The following is a 24,947-nucleotide window of genomic DNA, read 5'->3' as shown; positions in this document are numbered from 1 at the left end:
CGGTGGTTCGGCGAGGTTTCAACGCGGCTTGCCGGCCGCCAGCAGCGGCCCGCCGGCATGCGCCTTCGGTTCGACGCGGCGCGCGCCCGGCCGGCTGTTCCAGAACGGCACCAGCAGCAGGCTGGCGAGCAGCGCGGTGGCGGTGAACACGAAGAACACCGTGAGGGTGTCGAAGTAGCCCGGCAGCAGGCCGCCGAGGATCGCCCCGACCGAGCCGCAGCCGTTGACGAAGCCGGTGGCGGTGCCGGCCGCCTCGCTGGTGCCGAAGTCGATGGCGGCGGCGCCGCTGATCATCGAGTCCGGCCCGTAGAGGGTGACGCCCATCATGAACAGCAGGCCGACCACCAGGTACAGGCTGCCGCTCTGCATCGCCGGGACGAACAGCGCCAGGCTCAGGGTCAGCGCCGCCAGGCTGAGCACGCAGGCCGGCATGCGGCGGGCGCCGAACAGCTTGTCCGAGGCCAGGCCGATGAGGATCGGCCCGGCCAGCCCGGCGACCTCGAAGGCCGAAGGCACGATGGCCGAGGCGACCTTGCCGATCTCCGGCATGCGTTCGTAGATGATCACCGGGCCCCAGAGCAGGATCGCGTAGCGCGCCGGCTTGAGCAGGAAGTAGGCGATGCCGAGGACCAGCACGTGGGGATTCCTGAGCGCCTTCAGCAGGGCGCCGGAATGGCTCGGCCGGGGCGCGTTGGCGGGGGGCGCGGTCTCGGCCTCCACGGGCGGCAGGCCGACGTCCTGCGGACGGTTGCGCTGGAGGAAGAAGAACAGCACGGCCACCGCCAGCACCACTCCCGCCGAGGACAGGAAGGCCATGCGCCAGTCATGTGTCAACCGGTAGGCGCACCAGCCGGCGAACGGCGTCGCCACCAGCCCGCCGAAGGCGTAGCAGGTACTCCACAGGCCGAGCACGCGGCCTCGCTCGTAGGTGGCGAAGAAGGCGCCGATGTTCTTGCACAGCCCCGACCAGCCGGTGGACTGCGCCAGGCCCTGGACCACCATGCAGGCGGCGAAGATCGGCAGGGTGGCGAAGGTACCCATCGCCAGCGCCGCCAGCGCCGAGGTGAGCAAACCGCCGAGCACCACCACGCGGGTGCCGAAGCGGTCGGCGAACACCCCCCACATGAACTGGCCCACGGCGTAGGCGGCCAGGTAGAGGGCATCGAGATCGGCCATGGCGCTCTTGTCGAGTTCGAAGGAGGGGTCTTCGGCGATGCCGAGCTTGGCCACCGAGAAGGCCTTGCGGGTGAAGTAGAAGGCGGCGTAGGCCAGCCAGGTGATGACGAAGATCTGGATGCGCCAGCGCTGGAGCGATTGCCAGCCACGGTGCAGGGTACCGTTGTGGTTGTTCATGTGGGTCCCTATGGGTCTAGACAGTGCGGGGAGGTTGTTCTTGTTGTGCTGCTGCAAAGCTGTCCGGATGCATGGTCTAGGCCAGATGCCTTTTCCATGGCTTTTTTCGTGCGCAAGGTTGGCTGTCGACGCGCTCCTGCTCGGTCCTGCCGAGGCTGAGATGGATTGTGAAGATGTGGCGGCGGTGCGTGGGGCCGATCCGGTCAGGCTGGGCCGGCTGGCGAAGGTCAATCTAGCACCGGGTATTTTTATGGTCTAGACCAAAAATAGAGCGAAACCATTCGATTTTTTCGAGGGATTGCCCGGTATTGGTGCGTTTTCTTGTCCTGGTTGCACCTTTGGGCGGGACTTTTCCGCGTATTTTCAATAAATTGGAATAGACCAGATTTTCGATGATGTGCCAGCGCCTCTGGCGTGCCGTGCGCCGCCGCTGGATGGCCGTGTGTCGCGGCGCTCGGCTAGACTGCGGGACCTCGCGCCGGATCGGACCGCCATGCTGAGAAACGTCACCGACCTAGACCTGCGTCTGTTGCGCATCTTCGCCTGCGTGGTGAAGTGCGGCGGTTTCACCGCGGCCCAGGCCGAGCTGAACATGAGCCAGTCGAACATCAGCATGCACATCGCCAGCCTGGAGAAGCGCCTCGGCTACCGGCTCTGCGAGCGCGGCAAGGGCGGCTTCCGACTGACCGCCAAGGGCCGCCGGGTGCTGGAGGCTTCGCGAACGATGTTCGACGCCATCGGCCTGTTTCGCGACCAGGCGCAGGCGTTGTCCGGACGTTTGGTCGGGGAACTGTACCTGGGCCTGGCGGACAATCTCGCGACCTTGCCCCAGGCCCGTTTCGGCGATGCGCTGGCGCGCTTCCAGCGGCGCGACCAGGATGTCCAACTGAACCTTTTCGTCAATTCGCCCACCGAGCTGGAACTGGCGGTGATCGAAGGCGAGCTGGACCTGGCGATTTCCTATTTCAGCCGTTCGCGGCCGAGCCTCGAATACCGCCCGCTGTATCGTGAAGAGATCGGCGTGTTCTGTGGCGATCACCATCCGCTGTTCGCCGAGGCGCAGCCGACTCTGGAGCGGATCGCCGCCTGCGACTGGGTGATGCACGGCTTCCTGCCGGAAAACCTGGTCCTGCCGCTACGCCCGTCGCGCAGCCGCGCCACCGCCTACCACATGGAAGCGGTCGCCCATGCCGTGCTGGCCGGCACCCACCTGGGCTACCTGCCGACCCATTACGCCGAAGCCTGGATCGAGCGCGGGCGGATGCGCGCGCTGTTGCCGGAGCGGCTGAGCTATCCGGTGGAGCACCGCATGATCGTCTATGCCGGGCGCCCCCTCAGCGAAGCCGCCCGCGCCTTCATCGACGACCTGCTGCAGGTCCACGGCCTGACGTCCTGAGCACTCAGGCGAGAGTCCCGGCCACCGCCTGGCGGTAGATGCGCGCATAATCCCGGGCATCGAGCGGCAGGGCGTTGGTCGCCGAGGAGGACAGGTCGGCCAGCGCCTGCTCGCCCACCCATTGCGCGTCCTCGCCGTCCAGGCCGAGGGCGGCGAGGTTCGCCGGGATGCCGATGCGCGCGCGCAGTTCGAGGATCCACGCCAGCAGGCCGTCGAAGCTCGCTTCGTCGAGTTCCAGGTAGCGCGCCAGGCGCGCGGCGTCGGCTTCTATCGCCGGGCGGTTGGCCAGCAGAACGTAGGGCAGCAGCACGGCGTTCAGCAGGCCGTGGTGCAGGTGATGGCGAGCGCCCAGCGGGTGGGCCAGGGCGTGGACCCCGCCAAGCCCCTTCTGGAATGCCACCGCGGCGCTGGCCGAGGCTACCAGCATGCCTTCCCGGGCGGCGAGGTCGTTGCCGTCGCGCACGGCGTTTTCCAGGTGCTGCCTGACCAGGCGCACGCCTTCCAGGGCGATGCCCGCCGACATCGGATGGTAGAGCGGCGAGAACAGCGCCTCCAGGTGATGGGTGAGGGCGTCCATGCCGGTGGCGGCGCTCAGCGCCGGCGGCAACCCGCGGGTCAGGCGCGGGTCGAGGAATACGCAGGCGGCCAGCAGCTCGCGATGGCCGACGACCCGCTTGATGCCCAGTTGCGTGTCGGTCAGCACCGCCTCGCGTCCCAGTTCCGAGCCGGTGCCGGCGGTCGTGGGCAGCGCCAGCAGCGGCGGCAGGCCGAGCAGCGGGTAGTCGGCGAGGGTCGGATAGCTGCGCAGCGTCTGTGTCCATTCGAAGCGTTCGAGGCCGTGCGGATCGCGGCTGAGCAGGGCGATACCCTTGGCCGCGTCGAGGGCGCTGCCGCCGCCGAGGGCGATCAGCGCGTCATGCCCGCCAGCCTCGAAGCGCCTGGCGCCGCCCTGGACTTCAGCGAGGCTGGGGTTGCTCGACAGTTCGTGGAACAGGTCATGGTCGATGCCGGCGCGTTCCAGGCACTCGCGCACCAGGCGCAGGGGCTCCAGGGCGAGCATGCCGGGATCGGTGACCAGCAGGGGCCGGCGTGCGCCCGCCAGCGCGCAACGCCTCGGCAGTTGTTCCAGGGCGCCGACGCCGCAGAGGATATCGGTGGGGTAGTTCCAGTAATGCAGGTCGCTCATGGCGATGCTCCGTGAAAGCAGGATGAGCCGGGCCCCGCCGGGCGCGAAGCCAGCGTGCGGGAACAACCGGAGGAGGCGCCGGAACGGCCGGCGCGTGCGGGTCAGTCCGCCGGCGGAGCGGCGAAGCTGAGGCTGGTGGCGATGCGCCGATGCGGCTTGGCGATGACCATGTAGAGCAGGCCGAACGCGGCCAGCGCGGAGAACACCACGACCACCGCCCAGACCTGGAACCAGGGCGCGTCGGGCGGGGCGAGGCTGGCCCGCGGCCAGGCGACGTTGAGCGCCTCGAACGACAGCCAGGCGACTGCCAGGACGTTCACCGCCAGCCCCGCGCGTCCCAGGCGCAAGGCGCCCTTGTCCGGGTCCCAGCGGCCGACGAGGCGGGCCCAGAGGGCGCAGGCGGCGACGATCAGAAAGACCACGAAGAAACCGCCGCTGCCGAACGCGATCAGCGTGCCGACCGCCGTGGCGTTCAGCCCCAGGGCCAGGCCTAGGCTGGCCAGCAGCGTGCTGCAGACCATCGCCGCCATCGGCACCTTGCGCCGGTCGACCCGGCGCAGCAGGGCGGAGCCGGGCAGGATGGCGTCGCGCGCCATGCCGAAGATCGCCCGGCCGATGTAGGTCTGCACCGACACCACGCAGGCGACGAAGGCGATCAGCACCACTGCGACGAAGGGCCGCTCGGCCCAGGCGCCGAAGGCGTCCACCACCGCCGGGGTGACCGGGTCGACCACCTGGCCGCTGACCACCGCGCCGATGTCCTGGTAGGACAGGGTCACGGCGAAGGCGGTGAGCATCACGGTGAGTCCCACCACCAGCATCGAGCGCAGGATCGCCCGGGGAGTGGAGACGCGGGCATCGGTGGTTTCCTCGGAAATCTGCGAGCAGGCGTCGAAGCCGAGGAAGGCCCAGCCGCCCACCGCCAGCGCGGTCAGCACGCCGTCCAGGTAGGAACCGTCCGCATCGCCTGTGCCGCCCGGGCCGCTGAACAGCAGATCGAGCGGATGGTTGCGGAAGAACAGCAGCAACAGCACGCCGATACCGATGGAGGCGATGGCCTCGGCGACGATCCCGGCATTGACGAAGTACTTCAACGGGTTGATCCCCAGCAGGTTCACCGCCAGTCCCAGCGCCAGCAGCAGCGCGCCGCAGAGCACCTGGCCGTTGGCCGACGGCGGCGCGCCGGTCGCCAGCAGGCCGAGCCAGAAGCCACCGAGGTAGGCCACGGTAGTCAGCGAGGCCAGCGCCGAAGCCAGGTAGAGGAAGCCGGTGAACCAGGCCAGGCGGTCGCCCACCAGGCGCCGCACCCACTGGTAGCAGCCGCCGGCCAGCGGAAACTGCGAGGACAGCTCGGCGTAGACCAGCGCCACGCCGAACTGCAGCAGCAGGCACAGCGGCACCACCCAGACCCAGGAGGGGCCCATGCTCATGGCGCCGAGGGACATCACCGAGTAGATGCCCACCACCGGCGAGATGGTGGCGAAGCCGACGGAAAAGGACGACCACAGGCTCAGCCCGCGCTCCAGTTCCTGGCGATAGCCGTGGGCCGCCAGCAGGCGTTCGTCGCGGGAGGCATCGCGGAGATCAGTCATGGCGGTCTCCGGGCGAGCGCTGCGGGGAAGGGGAAAGGCGGATGCCACCGATGCGATGGGTGAGCATGGAGAGTCCTCGTCGGCTATTGGAATTGTTATGGCCGCTTCCGGGACGAGCGAAAGCGTGGCAGACGCAGGTTAGGCGGATTACCTATCAGGATGAATTCATATTCGATTGGGCTGGCATCAGGAAAACCTGATGTATGGCCAGGCCCCGAGAAGGCCGGCTCCTGCGAAGGGAGCCGGCCGGTCGCGGCAGTTACTTCAGGTCCTCGCGCGGCGGTTTGCCGGGCTGGCTGGCGTAGTCCGGCAGGGCGCTGATCGCCTGTTCCTGGTCGGGGATGCTGGACGGGTCGAGGTCGCCGCCGACGTTGCGCGGGTCGGTGGGGATCGCCGAGGGAATCACCACGGTGCGCTCGGCCAGCGGCCAGCCGAGAATGGTCTCCAGGCGCCCGCCTTCCTCCTCGGGGCCGGTGATGGCGTCCAGGCGCAGCGGCAGCGGATGGCCGATCAGCCGTTCGACCTCGCCCGCCGCCTCCGGCGCGGCCAGGGTCAGGCTGGTGCGGTAGAAGCCCGGCAGGCTCGAGCGCGGCACATAGACCCGCAGCAGGGCACCGTTGCGGATCCGGCCGCGTGCGTCGGGTTCCTGGTCCTGGGCGTAGCCGTAGGCCAGCGCCGGATCGCCGGCGATATAGAAACCGCGCCAGATCGCGTCGAGGTCCTGGCTGCGCGCGCGCACCCCGCCGAAGACGATGCTTTGCGCCGCTTCGAGGAAGGTGCCGTGGTAGCCGACGAACACATAGCCGCGCTCCTCCAGTTGGCGGTGCGCCTGGAGCAGCCGCTCCACCGTCCAGTTCTGCGTGCCGCGGGTGCTGAAGCTGACGTCGCCGCCGTCGCCGAGGAACTCCGCGCCAGTGGGATAGTTGCGCTCCAGCAGGGCGTCGCCGCTGTCCGCCGGGCCCGCGCATTCACCGGCGGCGACCGGGCAGGTCAGGCTCACCACGTCGGCGCTGGCCTCGTCGTTGCCGGTGCCCTGCCGGACGAAGCGCTCGCTCTCGGCGGCGGCCAGGGTCAGGGCCAGACGGGCCTGCTCCGGCTGCTCGCGGATCGCTTCGCCCAGGTCGCCGCCGCTGCCGGGGCTGGCCAGGGCGTTGCGGATCACCTGGTCGACCTGGTTCCACGACAGCCGCGCCGCCAGGTAGAGGGCGACCAGCCGCTGCACCGGATAGCCGCACTGCTCCAGTTGTTCCCAGCCGCGCGGCTGGCGATGACGGGTGAAAGTCTCCAGCGGCAGGTGGCAAGCCTGGTGCGCGGTCAGCGCGGCCAGGCTGCCGCCCTCGGGGAAGTGCAGGCGATGACTGATGACCGTGGGCTTGATGTCCAGGTCATGCTTCGCCGGGTTGCCGGCGAGCACCCGGTAGATCTTGCCTTCCCAGGTATCGTCGAGGTTGCAGCGTTGCTGGGCGAGGTAGTTGTAGACCCCGTCCAGCGGGTCGAGCAGGCACAACACCTTGCCGCTGGCCCATTCGCTCCAGCGCTTTTCCCGGCGCGGCTGGGTCTGGGCCATGACCACGCTGACCCCGGCATGGCTGATGGCGAGCGTCGGCTGCATCTCGTTGCTCTCGTGCGCCCTGACGAAGAAGGTGGCATCGCGCGCCAGCTTCGCCAGCAACTCGTCGCCCATCTCGATGGTGTAGATCGGCGACATGTGGCTGAGCTGGTTACCGGCGTTCAGTTCGTGGATGAACACCTTGATGTTCGAGGGCTTCTCGTGGCCGATCGGTACCAGCCAGTTCAGCGACCAACTGCCGCGCGCCTGGCGCGTGTAGCTGTAGCGCACCGGCTTGTTCGGCTCGACGCCGCCTTCGAGGCGGATGGTCAGGCCGTCGCTGGTGATGCTGAGGGCGTTGTCGATGGCCAGCTTGAGCGCGTCGTTGCCGCCCTCCAGGACCATGGAGTAGTGCAGCACGCCCTGGCCGTTGGTGTCGGCGATGGCCGGGTCGACGCTCATGCGGCTGGAACGCACGCCGTCCTTGAGGTCGAGCACGCAGGCCTTGGCGCATTCGTTCCAGAGGTCGAAGGCTTCCTCGGCGGCGGACGCGAACGAGCCGCCGGCGAGCAGGCCGAGGCTGGCGACCAGGGGGATCCAATGGGGTATCAGGTGCATCGCGATGGCTCCTGTGATGGGTGAAGGATGAGGCTGATCGAGCGGTTGGTTTTTCTTGTCGGGCGAGCCGGCGGAGAGCGGCGGGGCGTCTAGGGTGCGGGATGCGGGGAGGCTGGCGGGGAGCGGAAGAGGGCTTTTATGGGATTTATGAACTGGATTGCAGAGTGGAAGAAATATCCATGGGCGAGGGGACGGACAACCGTTCCTGGGCTTCGGATGAGAGTAAGTGGTCGAGGCACTGGGCGAGTGACGAGCCCCCCTCGGGATCGATCAAGGGGAGCTTGGTCGGGTTGGGATTGCAGCGGTTCCGACTATGCCTGTGCCAGCATCGCCGCGAAGCGTGCGGCGGGCCATTGCTTGCGGTCGGAGACCTGGCCATCGCCGAGTTCCATCAGGCGCAACTCGCCACTGGTCGACTCGACCACGTCGACGGAAAAGAACGGGCAATCGATACGTTGTGCCACCTGTTCCACTAGCGGCGGGACGGTATCGAGACGCCCGTGAGCGCGGCCGTGAAGAACGAAGTAGCGTTCCTCGGTTTCCGCACGCAGCGCCTCGAACTCCCGAAGGCATACACCGCCTTCGATGGTGCCTCGATAACGCTCGATCGAATCGAGGACTTCCCGCACTTCCGCAGCATTGGTGGCCTTCGAGCCGCGCTGGGTGGTCAGGGATTTCACATGGTCCTTGACGAACCAGGCGCGCCACGGGCTTTGCGCCAACACTGCCTCGAAGTCGGCGTTCCTGGACAGGAACAGGGTCGCCGGCGTGAGGTCCTCACAGAGCGGATACCACTCTGGCAAGTAATGGCAGTGCCGATATTGCTGTGGACTGGTCAGGGGCCGTCCGCCAGCGACGAGGATCGCGCCGTGCAGGCGAGCGTAGTTTTCCGGTGTGAGCATCCAGCCGCGATACAGCACCTGGGTGTTTGCCGGAAACTCCGGGCGGGCGCGGAAGCGTCCACTTTCCAGTTCCTCGTCGCAGAACAGCGAACAGGCCAAGCCTGCCGAACGGGCCGCGTCATATTCCTCGGCGAAGAGTTCATCGACCGCGTTGCTGCGATCGGGGGCGGAGGGGTAAAGCAGGTGCATCGCGAACCTCGCTGGGTCGGTGGATGGTCATTCGGCGACGGCGCAACCAAGACGTACCACGAGCGTGCTGTCGGCCGCCAGTTGCGCATCCGCTGCCAGCGTTAGGGTACGGGTGCCTTCGTAGCGACCGTCGAGCAGACCTTCCTGAAGGACCTGTGCCTTCGCATTGGCATGCATGGCCAGCAGCCGATATCGCACCAGCGCTGAGGTACAGCCGCATTCGCCGGTGGAGCGCCGGGCCTCAAGGATGATTGGCAGGTGCAACTGGCCCTCCGCCGTGTGCGGTGCACCGAGCCGGGCGGCGAGGCAGGCGGAGAGGGCATTGTCGAGCGTCGCCGCGTCGGCGAATGGGGCGGCCAGGCAGAGGCTGCCGAGGAGCAGGGCTTTGGCGTCCATGTCGGGGTTCCGCTGGGGATGGAAAGGGCATCATGGCTGAGGTGGCTTTATTCGTCGAACGATGGCTGGCCCTGCCGGTAGATCGGCCAGGACTTCATGCGCTGCGGAAACGGCCTGACCAAGTGCAGCGGCTTGCAATCAAAAACGCTGGGCTCGCAATCAGCGTGGCTTTGTCCGGAAGCTCGCGAAGGGGCGGCATGGATGAATTTTGAAAGTGGGACTTCGTTAATGAACTGAAGGTATGCGGCTTCCGTGACTGGCAGGGGTAGATGAGGTGTGCGTTCAGGAAATGACCGTTTGATGGACACATGCGCAAATGAGTCAGCTCTATTGAAGGAAATCGATGACGCTCATGGTCGTGTGGAGGGATTGTAGTTGATTGGCGTGTGTGCCAGGTGCATTGGCGTTGATTTTAGAAGTTGGATTCCAGTGGGCACATATTCCAGCAAGAATACCTCTGTATATTTTCTCAAGCTCAAATCGAGGTAAAAACTATGGCTGATGCACCACCGCCACTGATTGTTAGATACTCAAGTCGCCCCGGGAAACCTGGCGGAGTTAGCATAGACGTATCACGAGACAGGCAGGACATACTAAGCAACTATCCGTTCGGTAACCCTTTCCGTGGTTTTACTCTGGCCATGGAGGCTGACTTCAAAAAGAGGAAAGAGAGTCTGGAAGCCGACGTTCAGGCAGAGTTGGATACGGAAGCTGCCAAGTATCCGGCACTACCTGCCAGCTTCACACCTGAGCAGTGGCTGGAAAGATCAACCGTAGTTGTCACCGGGCTGCTAAATCGAAAGCGCCCTGAACTAGATAACGAATTGGATGTGGTTCAGAACTCGGCTAGTCTGGATAAGCTGCAAGCAAGCTACAACACAATCATCCTGAATGATCAGATCAATAGTCTTCAAGAGCGCTTGAACAAGCTCAATGCTGAAACCGACCGCCGCCGGGCGGAGGCAGAAGCCCAGCGTCAGGCAGAAGCGGACGCCAAACGCAAAGCGGAAGAAGCGGCACGCCTGGAAGCCCAGCAGGTCACTCAACAGCTCGGTGCCGACTTCAACGCGATCACCACTCCGACCGCCACCAAGGTCCAGCAACGTGTGAAAGCAGTGGATGCTAGTCTGTCTCAGGTTTCCACCCAGGTCAGTGGTGCAGTCGCCTCGGCAACCCAGGCGGTGCAGGTCAAGACAGCGCAAGCCCAGCAACAAGCCAACAGCCAGATTTCGTCCAGCCAGAACCTGATCAGCGCGGCATTTCGGAATCAGATTGCCTTGGCAGCACAGGCCAGTGGAGAAGCCCAGGTCACGGCTTTCAACACCAAAGTCAAGCAGATCGTCAACGAAGCCACGGCGTTTTCGACAGCACGAAAACAAGCGCTGGCTCAGTTTGCTGCCAATGCGGCCGCCGAGGTCGAAACCGAGGTCAACAGGCTAACCGCCCAGGTCAAGGCCAGCCCCACCAAGGCGGCTTCGCAAGCTGCACAAGCAACCCTTCGACAATTCACTGAAAGCACCTATGCCAAGGTGAACACCTTTGCCCTGCAGACCGAAGCAGCGCTGCAGGCTAAGGCAAAAGAGGTCTCAGCAGCGGTAGCCGAAGCACAGCGTGCGGCGACCAACGATTTGCAAAAAACAGCCGATGTAGTACCAGGTCAGATCATCCAGGCTGCGAACACCTTGGCGATGCCGGCCACCTCTGCGCCGCTGGTTTCGGTGGCCGGGTTTGGTAGTGCGGCAGTGGAGACGGCTCGCCTGGCGGCTTCCCTAACGAATGCTGTCAATCGCTTGATTCAGATTGCTGGTAGTGGACCTGGCGCATACGTTGCCACCTTCGCGGTGCTATCGCTCTACTCCGACCAGGCTGGTAAAGACAGTGACAAGGTTCCTGCCGGCGTTCGCAATGCATTGGCACTGGAGGCGTCCGCTCTGGGGCTTCCTGGCACGGCTGATTTGCAAAGCGTCGCCAAGGCAGGCGGCACGGTTGATATGCCGGTACGACTCACGAGTGCTGCACAAGAGAGCCCGAGTGGTAAGTCGCAGATTGCCGCGGTGCTGACCAACGGGGCAACTGTCCCCAAGGGGGTGCCTGTTCGTGCCGCGACCCTCAATGCTGCGACGGGCCGGTATGAGGTGACGGTTCCCGCAAAATCCACCGTGCCGAATACACCACCACTGATCTTGACCTGGACCCCTGCTACCCCTCCAGGAAGCCAGAACCCCTCAAGCAACACTCCGGTCGTACCGCAGCCGGTTCCGGTGTATGAGGGAGCAACGATCACCCCAGTGCAGGCCGAACCGGAGTCCTATCCGGGAGTGCCATTAGATCTGGACGATCTGATCGTGATCTTCCCGGCGGGCTCGGACGTTCCTCCGCTCTATCTGGTCTTTTCCAAGCCGCCAGTTAAGCCGCTGGAAGTGGACATTTATGGTAATTTTGCAGGAAGACCTCGTGATGGAAACCATCTTGACCATATGCCGGCTCAAGGTGCGTTGGCGACGAGTTTGAGATCGAATATTCCGGGAATTCAGGATAAGAAAATTCGGGAGTTGATGAAGAAAGGGGCTAGCATCGCTATTCCTGCGCGGATACACCAGAAGTACAGCGAAACCTACGGCGGGCGTAATACTAAGGAAAAACAGCGTAAGGATGCAGCAGATTTAAGAAAGGCAGTAGATAGCAACTTTGACGCAGTCAAGGGTGCTTTGCTGGAAGAGGGTTTTTCTGAGAAAGATGTTGAAGATGCACGTTCAAGGTTGCACAAAATCAATACAGAGCAGGGGTGGTACTGATGAATTCTGAATCAATCAAGAAAATTGTTGGTGCTCTTGGACAGAGCTATGGCGATTTGTTAAAGAAAAATTTAATACCGGAAACCCCTCTTGAGAAGCAGTACGAAGATTCTGAATGGCTTACTCTAGATGTCGATACTGGTGTTGATCTAGAGTTTTGGGGGGAAAGTAAAGTTGCCGAGAAACTCCATATAGTTCTTATAAAAACGATGGACAACATTCCAGCCTATCAAGGTGAACTGCCACCTCCCTTTTCTAGGAGTATGGATAAAACAGGTGTTCGTTCCATTCTTGGCACTCCAGAGAAGACCAAAGAGCCCTTTACAATGCCTGTGATCGGATTAGTTGGAGGTTGGGACTACTATGCTTATCCTGATCGACCTGATATTAAGGTGTTTTTCAATTATACCGCTGAAATGAAGGTTGACACTCTTTCTTTCATACTAATGAATCCTGATCATGACTGATTTTGTAGTCACTTTTTGAGGAATATAAACAGAGGCTCTCTGTAAGGAGCCTCTGCTTTTTATGTGATAGTTACTCGGTCTGCATCTCTGCTCACCCAGAGCGGGAGCCTACTCTGGCAGAGCAGTTCGATGCCAAGCCTGCCGAGGTTCGTGCGTTGTTCAGCAATACACTGGATCCGGCGCGGGCGACCGAGCTTCGGGAGAAGATGCAAAGTGCCGGACTACCGGTATGAGCGTCAGTCGCAAAGAGCGTGAGCCCGCGGTGATGGATTGCAAGCCCGGCGCATGGATTGCATGCTCGCTCGCAATTAATCTGAGCCCAGCCTATCCGTCAGTCGCAGATAATTCTGGTTGGCCGCGATGGATTACAGGCCGGTGCTGATTGCAGGCCACTACAAGTAGTCATGTAAAAGCAGGTCACTCCGCTGTTTCAAGCCCTGACTCCTTTCAGGGCGTATGACGGGGTCAGGCCCGGATCAGCGGGCGTGGGCGGTCGAGGAGGTGGGGGCAGTCGGAGAGGGGGATCCAGGTCTTGCCTTGCCAGTGCAGGGTGTCGATCTCGGCGGTTTTCCAGTGCAGCACGGCGCGCTGGGACGTGGCGTTGGGGCGGGACTGGCTGCGCAGGCGTGGCAGCACCGAGCCGCTGACCCAACGGCGCAAACCCCGTGCCGCGCCAGGCACTGCGAGCCAGAGCAGAGCGTAGAGCCCGGACTCGCTGACCAGGCAGTCCTGGCGTGGCCCGTGGCGTTCGTCATGGAGCCAGGCGATCCGCCACTGATCGGCATCCAGGTGCCGTTCCAGTGCATGGCAGAGGGCGAACAAGCGCTCGCGCTGCTCCGCCGTTGCCAGCGGCCACGGCGCCTCGTCACACAACGCCGCCGGCGCCCGACCGCCCAGGTAACGGCCCAGCAGCCGTACCAGGTCGGAGAGCACGAACCAGCCTTCCTCATCCAGCAGCACGGCGTGCAGGACCCGATGGTGGTGGGTGAAACGGCTGGGGTGGAGGAGGGTGTCAGACATGGCGCACCTCCGGGGAGGTGGTATTGGTGTCGTGCCGCGAGGGGATGAATGGGGTGGGTTGAAAAACGAATGGCATACGCATTTCCTCAATGGAATACACCGCTACTTTCGGGAGCGGTTTGCCGCTGGGTGATATGCGTTCTTAGCGCCGAAGAATGATTATGGAGCGCACCGATAGCGGTCAACGGTAGGGCGAATAACTGCAAAGCAGTTATCCGCCGATTCTCTGAAGCCATTGCTTGTACATCGACTTGACGAAGTTCTTTCAATCCCCCGATGCTCGGGCGTTACAGGAAAATCCTGTGTAGCTGCGGATAACGCTTCGCGTTATTCGCCCTACCTCTTCCAGAGAAACATCCGACGCTCCGGTCCGCCCCATCAGGAGGCCGAGCGGAATTGTCGTGTAGGAGGCCGAATGCAGGGGCAAGCGCTTTGGTTACTTTCTCGGGGCCGGCCATCCTGCGAGGCCGAGAAAAAGACTTGGTAGCCGGGGTAGGGCGAATAACGGCATAGCCGTTATTCGCCAGCAGACTCAAACCCGCTCGGCCGCCCGGACCTCCAAGGAAGGATCACCGGCCCAATCCTCGGGATAAAGCCCTTCAGCCACGGCCCGGTGGAAGGTGGAGAAGGGCCAATCCTTGACCGCCGTAACCAGCCCGTGTTTCACAGGGTTGAGATGGATGTAGTCGAAATGGCGCCGGTAGTCCGTGTCATTGCGAATCAGGTGTTCCCAGTAGCGCTGTTGCCAGATGGCGCGTTGTCCTCGCCGCCGTTGCGCGAGGGTACGTGATTCGTGGCAGGAGATGCGTCGGGCGAAGCCGGACTTGATGACCTTCCAGCGGGTGGAGAAATCGGCGTCGTCGGGCGGCAGGGTCCAGAGGCAATGCATGTGCTCCGGCAGCACGACCCAGGCATCGATGCGGAAGGGGTGCCGGCGCCTGGTCTGGGCGATCACGCGGCGGAGCAGGTCGATTTCGCGGGTCAGCAGGTTGGAGCGGCGGTCATGCAGGGTGACTGTGAAGAAATAGGTGCCGCCGGGGACCCAGGTGCGTCGGTAGCTTGGCATTGGGGATCGTCCGTGTATCCAGAAGGATTTCGGAGCGTACCGTGGCCAGCCGGCGGATAACGCTGCGCGTTATTCGCCCTACGGAGATTTCAGATTGAGCGAATGGTTGGGCATGTTTTTATTTCTTGTTTTCTAGGGCTGTTTGACAGTCCTCAAATAGTCTGTCGATGGTGTCTTGGGGATAGTGAGCTTGGCACATATCTTCTATTTGATTTGGTGGATTAACTTGCTGAACACCTTGGGTTTTTATTTCTCTTTAATGAAGAACCCCGCACAAGGCGGGGCTCTTTATCTCTACCACTGTCCCGAAATCCCTTTCCGGCGACAGCGTCTAACGGTCTTGACCTAAATCGACAATCTCAATCCCAGCTCAGTGCTCCGCCCGTCTGGTACTCGATAACCCGCGTCTCGAAGAAGTTCTTCTCCTTCTTCAGATCCATGATCTCCGACATCCACGGGAACGGGTTGGTGGTCCCCGGATACTCTTCCTTCAGGCCGATCTGGGTCAGGCGCCGGTTGGCGATGAACTTCAGGTAGTCCTCCATCATCGCCGCGTTCATGCCCAGCACCCCGCGCGGCATGGTGTCGCGCGCGTATTCGATCTCCAGCTGGGTGCCCTGGAGGATCATCTGGGTCGCCTCGTCCTTCATCTGGGCGTCCCACAGGTGCGGGTTCTCGATCTTGATCTGGTTGATCACGTCGATACCGAAGTTCAGGTGCATCGACTCGTCGCGGAGGATGTACTGGAACTGCTCGGCGGTGCCGGTCATCTTGTTGCGGCGGCCCATGGAGAGGATCTGGGTGAAGCCGCAGTAGAAGAAGATGCCTTCCAGCACGCAGTAGTAGGCGATCAGGTTGCGCAGGAACTGGCGGTCGGTTTCCGGGGTGCCGGTCTGGAACATCGGGTCGGAGATCGAGCGGGTGTACTTCAGGCCCCACGAGGCCTTCTTCGCTACGCTGGGGATCTCGTGGTACATGTTGAAGATCTCGCCCTCGTCCATGCCCAGCGACTCGATGCAGTACTGGTAGGCGTGGGTGTGGATCGCCTCTTCGAAGGCCTGGCGCAGGATGTACTGGCGGCACTCGGGGTTGGTGATCAGGCGGTACACGGCCAGCACCAGGTTGTTGGCAACCAGCGAGTCGGCGGTGGAGAAGAAGCCGAGGTTGCGCATGACGATGCGCCGCTCGTCTTCGCTGAGGCCGTCCTTGCTCTTCCACAGGGCGATGTCGGCGTTCATGTTGACTTCCTGCGGCATCCAGTGGTTGGCGCAACCATCCAGATACTTCTGCCAGGCCCAGTCGTACTTGAAGGGAACGAGCTGGTTGAGGTCGGCGCGGGCGTTGATCATCTGCTTGTCGCCGACCTGCACGCGCGCGGCGGAGCCTTCGAGATCGTCCAGGCCTTCCTGGATGTCGAGGTCGTTCAGGGCCTTCTTGGCGCGGGCGACGGCGTCGGAGTCGTCGGCGGAAACGGCGCGCGCTTCTTCCACCGAGCCGGCGGCTTCGTCGTCCAGCTTGTCATGGCCCTGGGCAACGGCCTGGGCGGCGGCGGGCGCGGCCTTGGCTTCGGTCGGGTCTTCTTTGTCGAATTCGTCCCAGCTCAGCATCTTGCTCTCTCCTGGTCTGGCGGCCGTCTCGGCGGCCTGGATATGGGGCGTGAGGTGCACGCGAAAGCGGTGGTCCGGCACGGTCTGGCCGGGCCGTTCTTCTCCCCCGGAGGGAAGAAGGGGATTGTTCCTGGCCCTGGCGAGGGGCCTTGCGCTGCCAGCGTGGCGCTGGACGAGCGACCGTCAGGCGCCGGGCAAGCCGGACTCACGGGAGGAGTCCGGCTTGCCCGGCCACGACACGGACGCCGTTCAGCGACGCGCGATCATTGGCAAAATATGTATAGGTTGGGGCGTATACTTCGATCCCGAGCCCTACACATAGGGGGTTTTGCCAGATTTAAGGTTGGTCTTTGCCAAAAACGTATACTTATGCGGGGCTTAGCTCGCTTTTGAGTGGCGGAAGTATACGCTAAAAAGACGAGATGACGACTCCAAAAATTTGATATTTCTGAGTCATCATCGCACGGGTAAGGCCCTGCGCAGGCCCACTCATCGATCAATTTTTGATCTAGCGGATCTCCTTGGGTTTAGCATAGGGCAAGGGACGATCTAGGTCTTCTATGGTCAGACCGCTGCGCACAGCGTTGTGACTCCAGCGGACAAACTGCTCCAGCAGGCTGTTGTTCTCGCGTGTAAGCCGCTCTACACGGCGTTCCAAGAGGTGCACTCGCTCGAGAGCCTTCTCAGTCTCTACAGCGCTACGAGGGCCGCCAACGGCGCCTTCCTCCCTGGCGTGCTCCTTGGCATGATCCCAAGCGGCTTTGATGCGAGGGTGCCTCAGCATCGCAGCCTTGGTGTACTTGTGGCCGATCTCAACCTCCAGCATCGCCAGATAGCGATCCCAGGTCAGTTTTCCGGCCCAGCCATCAAGGAGCCTTACAGCCTTCTCAATGCCACTGTCGGTTAGCTTTGGTGCGCCCACTTAGAAGAACCCCATTTCCAGTAGCAGCGACTCATCCTCGTCCACGGCCTGAGTGCTTTTGTTCTCGATTGATTGCGTTACGCCGCCGATGATCCGCACAGCTTCAGCTAAGCCTGCCTTGGATTGAGCATTCTCCGGCGGAGGCAGTGTGACCAAGGTGCCGTCTGTGATGCTTGGGTCATTCATCAGATCAAGCACCTGACGCCATGCATTGAACTTCGGTACATGGAGCCTTAGCCATCTTGATGCCCCTGGCTCCCCTCGTTCTACAGCGCCCTGAGCGTCTGAGACGGCTTTTTCATGGAGCTTGAACTGAAACTCAGCTTCGTCCTTGTGACGCTTGTCGCCCTTCACAAAGGTGTGCTCGGAGCAGCTGACACAGTCCTTGTCCTTGGGGCATGGGGTGAGCGCGTGGTCGTGACGACAGATCCCGTACCGCGTGCGATGAGTCGCGCCTAGCTCCATGCGAAGGGCTTCTTCACGGGATAGACCGTGAGCGACTGAGATTGAGGTCACTTTCTTATCCAGATGACCGTGAACGTTGAGTGCCCTGGTTTGAACGCCCATCTTCAGGTAGGCCTCAATGAAGGCTTCCTGGGGGATATGGTCATACCATTCATTTTGGGAGACGTTCTTACGTCCAGACCAAAATGCGATAAGGGCTTCGCTCAGATGCTTGCTTTGAGCCAGCGTATTCAACAGGTGGCGGAAGTTATGTGTTGTGATGGCAATTGAGCTTCCGTCCTGATTAGCTTTGCCGTTCCTGCTGAAGATCGTTACCCCTTTTGGGTTAGCGCCGAGCTGATTGTTGATCTGATTCGTGGTGATAGGCGCGGGAAGATAAAGTAACGACTCACCGTCCGGCCTGAGGGTATTCATTGGGAATATAAAAAGCGCTTCATGCCATTTAATACCGGTATGTCCATCCAGTATCGGGAAGATTGAAGGTAACTTCCCTAATACGTATTTTTCTAGTGAGTCGAATTCGAATAGTGGTGCTTGGTTGGTGTGTGCTCCATTTGCCATGCGGCCTTTATCATTTGTGCTTTCGCCAGTGGCAATCAGCCCATAACCCCGAAAAGCGTGAGAGTTCACGATTGCAGTCGCTTTTCCAAGAATCTTAGAGGCTTCATGCAAAGTTATCGGCAGGTTTCGTAAGTGCTCAGTACCCGGTGGTAAGTAGATTTTGGTAGGGTTATTTGCATACCAGGCAGCAGCTGTTCTGGCCGTGGCGCCAAGCTCGACGAGATAATCCACCGTCTTCTGAATTACCACCTCAAACTCATCCGAAGCTGCAAATTTGGTCATCGGCTGCGCACCCTTCGCAGGGGCCCATGCAATACCCAGAACGGTGCCTTCCTCAGAATCAACATTACGAAGGCAGTTTACTGGCAGGCTTAGGATCTCACTTGACCTGCTTGGAGCGTACATGGCCAAGGTTACAAACGAAGTAATAACTCTGTCAGGCACATGTTTGCTTGTGTGGTGAATGTCCGCAAGAGCCAGAATGGATTCCAGAGATGGCAGTCGTGCAGCAACTTTTTCAGTTTGCTTCGGCGATATCCGGTCGTTCCTCACTGGAGGGGAGTATGCAATCGGACTACTCCATTCAAGGTGGTTTGGAGTCAGTCGTGCTGGATTGATAATTTCAGTTACAAGTCGTTCAAGTACCCTTGATGTATGCCATGGATCTTTGAATCGCCCCTTCAAAAGATCCGCAGCATTATCCAATACAATTGGCGTAACGTTGGTGATGCAGGGCTTCAATCTGGAGTTAAGCAATGCTTGCTCGATTGCCTGTAATGCGTAGAGGTGTCGCTTGAATTCAGAGAGCTTTAAGCGGCGCATGGTCTCGCTAAAAGCGGCCTTTGCGAAATTCAAGAAGTCCCCCTCAAATGGGACTTGGACTGCCGACTTGCTGCCGGACTCATCGCGAAGTGACTTGAAATGAGCGACTTTCTTGATCTTGCCCTGGCTTCTGCCAATGTTAAATGAAGTAATGTCCCAGCTATTGCTAGTCCAGTCAACGTCGGTGAATGGGAAATTTGTCTTGGCATGAGAAATATATTGCTCCAAGTTTTGCTTGGCGCTTAGTTGTTCTTTGCCGACAAAGTGTATTATCTCGCCCATTGGTTTTATTTTTCCGAGTTGTCGCGCAGTGCAATGATTTGCTGGATGGCGGACATTGCATTGTGGTTGATCTGGCGGATCCTAAGTTCTGTTTCCAGGTCTTGATCAGCAATGAGTGACTCCATCAGGCTCTCCCAGGGGGCGTCCAGCAACGGCTCGAAGTGAGAGCAGCCAGCAAGGCAGGCCACTGGGGCATTCTGGTAGCACTCCGCACGGGTTCCGCATGCTCCCACAGGCTTACCCATAAGCCTCAAGAAGTCAGTAATTACGGCGTCAGGGTCGCCTGCTCTGGTTGCTTCATGTAGCCCGGTAATGGCCTTGCCCTGGAACGCTTTGGCGAAGTACCCCATTTCTTTACCCAGGGCATCACGAATCGGCTTCTGAAGCTCTGGCATGGACGCCCGGTAAAACTGAATGCAGGAGGTGCTCCGGTGTGTAAGTAACCGAGCAACTTCATAGTCAGAAGCACCCTGCGCTAAAGCCCTGGTGGCAAGAGTGTACCGAAAGCGGTAAGGGTTGATTGGAATCTTAGCACCAAGGCGTTCTGAGAATGTGTCCAGCCTACGGATAATGGAACTCATTCTGAAACCAAGGTATTGTGCAGATTCATCATCAAACAGAGGGTCGTCACCATCCGTCTCATGTTGATACGATTGCTGATCCAAGTATTTGATAAGGCATTCTGCTAGGACAGTGGGTGCTCTTCGTGTCCAATACTCAGTGGAGACGGTAAGCTCACCCTTCACCAGCGGGATCCGGAGAGTTACTTCCATCCCTTCCTTGCTGTGAACTACCACATCCTTTTTCTTCATTCTGTAGGCTTGTGATGGTCTCGTGCCAGTGCCTATGAAGAACCAGCAAAGAGTATAGTCGGCTAGTGAAATCACGCCCGCCGCATAGGCGCCATGCAGCTTGGCGTGGATGTTATGTATTTCCTGTTCTGTTAGGGCGCCTTTCTCCGGATCGTTAGTGATCAGGCTGTAGTAAGCTCCTTTACCGTTCTCCTCCCATCGATGTGGGTGCTTCAGGAAATCGATTGTGCTCTCGGATAATCCAGCCATTTCAAGGGCTGAGATCCGGCGAAGAAGCGGGATGACAAAAGGCCTGTAGTTGGCCGAAATTTCATTGAGCTGGTTTAATTCAGGGATATCTATTTCGGTTTTTTGTTGCATTCCAGGCAAATCTAGCCATCTCTTAACCGCGATAGATATCGTTTGGTTGTAGGCGAGGCTGTGGGTTGAAAGCGTGGATTTGATGCATTTGTACATGCTTTCGTGCAAAGGATTGCCTGGTGTTAATCCATCTAGGCGGAGCGCCCTTGAGTTTCCGTCGCGATCAACGCTAGGGATGTGGGCTCCAATTTGGATTTCCATCATACGACCGTCAAGCAAAATGACTTTGTCAACTCTGCTCTCTGAGTTTGCACCCAGTTGGTTGAAGGGGCTAGCTTTAAATTTCATTGCGGATCTTCTTCTTTCTTTTCACGCAGTTTGTTGGCAAGCTTTTCGGCCAGATGGTCTGCTTTTTCTCTGATGTGCCGCCGCGCATACCGCTCGGTCATGTTTGATTTCTTCGACCAACCATTCAGTCGATTGCGCACCTGTTTTTCTTTTTCAGGGGACATCCGACTTTCTGGTGGGAGCGCATCAATACTTCGACTCAGGCGATCATTCCAAGTGCGGCGAAGTGCATGCGGAGCAACACTGTTTGGCAGATCAGCTTTGCGGCGAATTTCTCTGAACAGAAGGTTGATTGCCTCATTGGAAAGGTGATCTCCTTTCACGGTGGTGAAGAGATATCCATGCTTCCTTGCAGATAGCGGAATCTTCGCCCAGCGTTTCATCACGAATTCATGGAACTCGTCGGCTGTCTGCTCTGAGATTGGAAGCGTCCTTGCAATAGTTTTGGATACCCTAACCATTACTCTGCGTGTTGCATGATTGACATCTTCTACCCGGATGAACCTGAGTTCACTTCGGCGAATAGACGTTTCTACAAAGAACCTGTAGATCAAGTGGTTCCGGTACTGGTGGAATTCCGACGTGAATGGATTGTTTTCAGCACCGGGCTCGAAAGCTGCGTCCAAAACCGCCATTACGTCCTCTCCAAGCCCTTCTGGAGCGTCTCCGTCATCGGAGGTGGCTGCCCTAGGCTCTAGGGCTCGCAGGCACGCTATGGCCTTTTCTCGAGCCTTGGTGAGTTCTTTGTCGAGCTTGGCCGACGTCTTCGGTCTAATACGCTCGTGATTGAACTCCAGGAACTTCGCTACTGCCCGAATACGGTAGCCACCCTCTGCTGCAGAGATCATGGTCATCGACACGGCTGGACTCTGCATGCGGCGCACCTGCTCCAGTCGCACGATCTTACGAACTGGGGGATCCAGCGAATCCTGCACCGCCTGATCTTGGGCGGCACGATCAAGTCGGAGGAAAAAGGCCAGGTCTTCGCACTGTTCAATGGACAGAAACGATTCTGAGCGAAGAGCCTGATCTAGATCGATTTTTCTGGAAGCCGCCCACAGGTAGGCCATCCCCACCGAGCGAAGCACTTTTTCAGTAGTGGTTGCCGCGAAGCCTACATCTCGGTAGCGAAGCGTGGCGTAGACGTTGGGGAGGAAGAGGGGGGAGCCTTCTTGGTCGACCAGCACCACCATGGGCAGGTCGTCTGAGGCCGTGAAGGATCTGATGGAGAAACTGATCAATGTATACGCTTCCGGCCTGTGAGCTACTTTGGCCGGCGAGTATAGGGTTGGGTATACAACAAGTAAACCCTCCTTCCCCTTAGGGTACAAGGGGTTGGAGGGTCTTATTACCTACAATGTATACGTTCTAAATCTTATGAACGCTACTGGCAGGCTTCGCAGTCGGGGTTGTCGATGCTGCATGCCTGCGGCACCGGCGCCGGCTTCGGCTCGGCGGCCGGGGCGACTTGCAGGCCGTCGTTGCCACCGGCCGACACGGCGTTGAGCTTGCCGGTGTTGATGGTGGACTTCTCGGTGCTGGTGGCGGCCAGGGCACGGAGGTAGTAGGTGGTCTTCAGGCCGCGGAACCAGGCCATGCGGTAGGTCACGTCGAGCTTCTTGCCCGAGGCGCCGGCGATGTACAGGTTCAGCGACTGGGCCTGGTCGATCCACTTCTGGCGACGGCTGGCGGCTTCGACGATCCAGCGGGTCTCGACTTCGAACGCGGTGGCGTAGAGGTCCTTGAGGTCCTGCGGGATGCGCTCGATCTGCTGCACGGAACCGTCGTAGTACTTCAGGTCGTTGACCATGACCGGGTCCCACAGGCCGCGGGCCTTGAGGTCGCGCACCAGGTAGGGGTTGATCACGGTGAACTCGCCGGAGAGGTTCGACTTCACGTACAGGTTCTGGTAGGTCGGCTCGATCGACTGCGAGACGCCGGTGATGTTGGCGATGGTCGCGGTCGGCGCGATGGCCATGATGTTCGAGTTGCGGATGCCTTTCTGTACGCGCTCGCGCAGCGGCGCCCAGTCGAGGGTTTCCGACAGGTCGACTTCGATGTACTTGGCGCCGCGCTCTTCGATCAGCTTCTTCTCCGAGTCGATCGGCAGGATGCCTTGCGACCACAGCGAGCCCTGGAAGGTCTGGTAGGCGCCGCGCTCGTCGGCCAGGTCGCAGGAAGCCTGGATCGCGTAGTAGCTGATGGCTTCCATGGACTGGTCGGCGAAGGCGATGGCCGCGTCCGAACCGTAGGGGATGTGCTGCAGGTACAGGGCGTCCTGGAAGCCCATGATGCCCAGGCCGACCGGACGGTGCTTGAAGTTGGAGTTCTGCGCCTGCGGGACCGAGTAGTAGTTGATGTCGATGACGTTATCGAGCATGCGTACCGCGGTCTTGACGGTCTTCTCCAGCTTGGCGGTGTCCAGCTTGCCGTCGACGATGTGGTTGACCAGGTTGATCGAGCCCAGGTTGCAGACGGCGATCTCGTCCTTGTTGGTGTTCAGGGTGATCTCGGTGCAGAGGTTCGAGCTGTGCACCACGCCCACGTGCTGCTGCGGGCTGCGCAGGTTGCACGGGTCCTTGAAGGTCAGCCACGGGTGGCCGGTCTCGAACAGCATGGAGAGCATCTTGCGCCACAGGTCCTTGGCCTGGACGACCTTGTGCAGCTTCAGCTTGCCGTAGCTGGCCAGGGCCTCGTAGTACTCGTAGCGCTCCTCGAAGGCCTTGCCGTAGAGGTCGTGCAGGTCGGGGACGTCGGACGGCGAGAAGAGGGTCCAGGAGCCGTCGTCGAAGACGCGCTTCATGAACAGGTCGGGGATCCAGTTGGCGGTGTTCATGTCGTGGGTACGACGACGGTCGTCACCGGTGTTCTTGCGCAGCTCGAGGAATTCCTCGATGTCCAGGTGCCAGGTCTCCAGGTAGGCGCAGACCGCGCCCTTGCGCTTGCCGCCCTGGTTGACCGCGACCGCGGTGTCGTTGACCACTTTCAGGAAGGGCACGACGCCCTGGGACTTGCCGTTGGTACCCTTGATGTAGGAGCCCAGCGCGCGCACCGGGGTCCAGTCGTTGCCCAGGCCGCCGGCGAATTTCGACAGCATGGCGTTGTCGTGGATGGCGCCGTAGATGCCCGACAGGTCGTCCGGCACGGTGGTCAGGTAGCAGCTGGAGAGCTGCGGACGCAGGGTGCCGGCGTTGAACAGGGTGGGGGTGGAACTCATGTAGTCGAAGGACGACAGCAGGTTGTAGAACTCGATGGCGCGTGCCTCGCGGTCCTTCTCCTCGATGGCCAGGCCCATGGCCACGCGCATGAAGAAGATCTGCGGCAGTTCGAAGCGGATGCCGTCCTTGTGGATGAAGTAGCGGTCGTACAGGGTCTGCAGGCCGAGGTAGGTGAACTGCTGGTCGCGCTCGTGATCGATGGCCTTGCCCAGTTTCTCCAGGTCGAATTCCTTCAGCTTGGCATCGACCAGCTCGAACTCGGCGCCTTTCTCGATGTAGGCCGGCAGGGCCTTGGCGTACAGCTCGGCCATTTCGTGATGGGTGGCGCTCTCGGCCACGCCGAGGAAGCCCAGGGCTTCGGCGCGCAGGGTGTCCATCAGCAGGCGGGCGGTGACGTAGGAGTAGTTCGGCTCGCGCTCGACCAGGGTGCGCGCGGTCATCACCAGGGCGGTGTTGACGTCCTTCTCGGCGACGCCATCGTAGAGGTTCTTCAGGGTCTCGCGCTCGATCAGCGCGCCGTCCACCTCGGCCAGGCCTTCGCAGGCTTCGCTGATGATGGTGTTCAGGCGGCCCATGTCCAGCGGCGACAGGCTGCCGTCGGCGCGGGTGATGCGGATGCTCGGGTGCGGCTGGGCGACATCGCTGGCGGCGCCGGCGTTCTTGCGCTCGGCGGCGCGGGCTTCGCGGTAGATCACGTAGTCGCGGGCGACCTTCTGCTCGCCGGCGCGCATCAGGGCCAGTTCGACCTGGTCCTGGATCTCTTCGATGTGGATGGTGCCGCCGGACGGCATGCGGCGCTTGAAGGTGGCGGTGACCTGCTCGGTCAGGCGGCGCACGGTGTCATGGATACGCGACGAGGCGGCGGCGGTGCCGCCTTCCACGGCGAGGAACGCCTTGGTGATGGCCACGGTGATCTTGTCATCGGTGTAGGGGACTACGGTGCCGTTGCGCTTGATCACGCGCAGCTGGCCCGGCGCGGTGGCGGCCAGATCCTGCGACGAATCGGCGGCCTGCGGCGCGCTGGCCTGCGGGTTCTCGCGTGTGGTGTCGGTATGCATGGGTGGGTATCTCCACGTTCTCG

The 24,947-nt window shown here is 60.9% G+C and carries 17 protein-coding genes; 3 read left to right on the top strand and 14 right to left on the bottom strand.

Annotated features, from left to right (window positions below; all coding sequences use genetic code 11):
* Positions 1-18: 18 nt before the first annotated feature.
* Positions 19-1,353 carry an MFS transporter gene (locus tag VQ067_RS20280; protein WP_003109088.1) on the bottom strand — a complete coding sequence of 445 codons (1,335 nt, stop codon included), beginning with the start codon at positions 1,351-1,353 and terminating at the stop codon, positions 19-21.
* Between the two features lie 493 nt (positions 1,354-1,846).
* Here VQ067_RS20280 and VQ067_RS20275 point away from each other — a divergent pair, with 493 nt between their 5' ends.
* On the top strand, positions 1,847-2,749 hold the full coding sequence (locus tag VQ067_RS20275) for a LysR family transcriptional regulator (protein WP_003140555.1): 903 nt from the start codon (positions 1,847-1,849) through the stop codon (positions 2,747-2,749).
* A 4-nt stretch (positions 2,750-2,753) separates the two neighbouring features.
* Here the strand turns inward: VQ067_RS20275 and VQ067_RS20270 are convergent, their stop codons facing one another.
* The 5 genes from VQ067_RS20270 to VQ067_RS20250 form a co-directional block, all read right to left on the bottom strand.
* Positions 2,754-3,935, bottom strand: a complete 1,182-nt coding sequence (locus VQ067_RS20270; protein WP_003086539.1) for an iron-containing alcohol dehydrogenase — start codon at positions 3,933-3,935, stop codon at positions 2,754-2,756.
* Between the two features lie 101 nt (positions 3,936-4,036).
* Positions 4,037-5,527, bottom strand: coding sequence for an APC family permease (locus tag VQ067_RS20265; RefSeq protein ID WP_031756349.1), 1,491 nt, complete (start codon positions 5,525-5,527; stop codon positions 4,037-4,039).
* Between the two features lie 259 nt (positions 5,528-5,786).
* Complete coding sequence (gene toxA / locus VQ067_RS20260; RefSeq protein WP_033990254.1) at positions 5,787-7,694, bottom strand: exotoxin A; 1,908 nt, start codon at positions 7,692-7,694, stop codon at positions 5,787-5,789.
* A 311-nt stretch (positions 7,695-8,005) separates the two neighbouring features.
* Positions 8,006-8,785 (bottom strand): ATP-grasp domain-containing protein, encoded by a 780-nt coding sequence (locus VQ067_RS20255; RefSeq protein WP_003082336.1) that lies wholly within the window; start codon positions 8,783-8,785, stop codon positions 8,006-8,008.
* 27 nt (positions 8,786-8,812) lie between these two features.
* On the bottom strand, positions 8,813-9,181 hold the full coding sequence (locus VQ067_RS20250) for a DUF2195 family protein (RefSeq protein ID WP_033990252.1): 369 nt from the start codon (positions 9,179-9,181) through the stop codon (positions 8,813-8,815).
* A gap of 494 nt (positions 9,182-9,675) precedes the next feature.
* Between VQ067_RS20250 and pys3 the strand changes: the two genes are divergently transcribed.
* A complete protein-coding gene (pys3, locus tag VQ067_RS20245; protein WP_033990326.1) occupies positions 9,676-11,976 on the top strand; it encodes a pyocin-S3 in 2,301 nt (766 codons plus the stop codon).
* Positions 11,976-12,443 (top strand): DUF6392 family protein, encoded by a 468-nt coding sequence (locus tag VQ067_RS20240; protein WP_071534445.1) that lies wholly within the window; start codon positions 11,976-11,978, stop codon positions 12,441-12,443. Before pys3 ends, VQ067_RS20240 begins: the two co-directional genes overlap by 1 nt.
* Before the next feature lie 465 nt (positions 12,444-12,908).
* On the opposite strand, the gene VQ067_RS20235 is transcribed toward VQ067_RS20240, so the two are convergent.
* The 8 genes from VQ067_RS20235 to VQ067_RS20200 all read right to left on the bottom strand — a co-directional run bounded on the left by VQ067_RS20235 (position 12,909) and on the right by VQ067_RS20200 (position 24,924).
* Positions 12,909-13,463, bottom strand: coding sequence for a BRO-N domain-containing protein (locus VQ067_RS20235; protein WP_033990250.1), 555 nt, complete (start codon positions 13,461-13,463; stop codon positions 12,909-12,911).
* 532 nt (positions 13,464-13,995) lie between these two features.
* Complete coding sequence (locus VQ067_RS20230) at positions 13,996-14,529, bottom strand: REP-associated tyrosine transposase (RefSeq protein WP_033990247.1); 534 nt, start codon at positions 14,527-14,529, stop codon at positions 13,996-13,998.
* Between the two features lie 359 nt (positions 14,530-14,888).
* Positions 14,889-16,136, bottom strand: a complete 1,248-nt coding sequence (locus tag VQ067_RS20225) for a ribonucleotide-diphosphate reductase subunit beta (protein WP_003086547.1) — start codon at positions 16,134-16,136, stop codon at positions 14,889-14,891.
* A 508-nt stretch (positions 16,137-16,644) separates the two neighbouring features.
* Positions 16,645-17,058, bottom strand: coding sequence for a hypothetical protein (locus VQ067_RS20220; protein WP_103518201.1), 414 nt, complete (start codon positions 17,056-17,058; stop codon positions 16,645-16,647).
* Positions 17,059-19,188 carry a hypothetical protein gene (locus tag VQ067_RS20215; RefSeq protein ID WP_103518202.1) on the bottom strand — a complete coding sequence of 710 codons (2,130 nt, stop codon included), beginning with the start codon at positions 19,186-19,188 and terminating at the stop codon, positions 17,059-17,061.
* 5 nt (positions 19,189-19,193) lie between these two features.
* Positions 19,194-20,648: a tyrosine-type recombinase/integrase gene (locus tag VQ067_RS20210; RefSeq protein ID WP_103518203.1), complete on the bottom strand. Its 1,455-nt coding sequence runs from the start codon at positions 20,646-20,648 to the stop codon at positions 19,194-19,196.
* The gene (locus tag VQ067_RS20205) at positions 20,645-21,841 is read right to left on the bottom strand and encodes a tyrosine-type recombinase/integrase (RefSeq protein WP_164713983.1); all 1,197 of its coding nucleotides are present in this window, start codon (positions 21,839-21,841) and stop codon (positions 20,645-20,647) included. Before VQ067_RS20205 ends, VQ067_RS20210 begins: the two co-directional genes overlap by 4 nt.
* 191 nt (positions 21,842-22,032) lie before the next feature.
* Positions 22,033-24,924: a ribonucleoside-diphosphate reductase subunit alpha gene (locus tag VQ067_RS20200; RefSeq protein WP_033990246.1), complete on the bottom strand. Its 2,892-nt coding sequence runs from the start codon at positions 24,922-24,924 to the stop codon at positions 22,033-22,035.
* Positions 24,925-24,947: the final 23 nt, after the last annotated feature.

This window comes from Pseudomonas sp. KBN12P06040 (assembly GCF_037574965.1).
GTDB lineage: Bacteria > Pseudomonadota > Gammaproteobacteria > Pseudomonadales > Pseudomonadaceae > Pseudomonas > Pseudomonas aeruginosa.
Note: the sequence above shows the minus strand (reverse complement) of the source record. Positions and strands in the feature narration are given on the sequence as shown.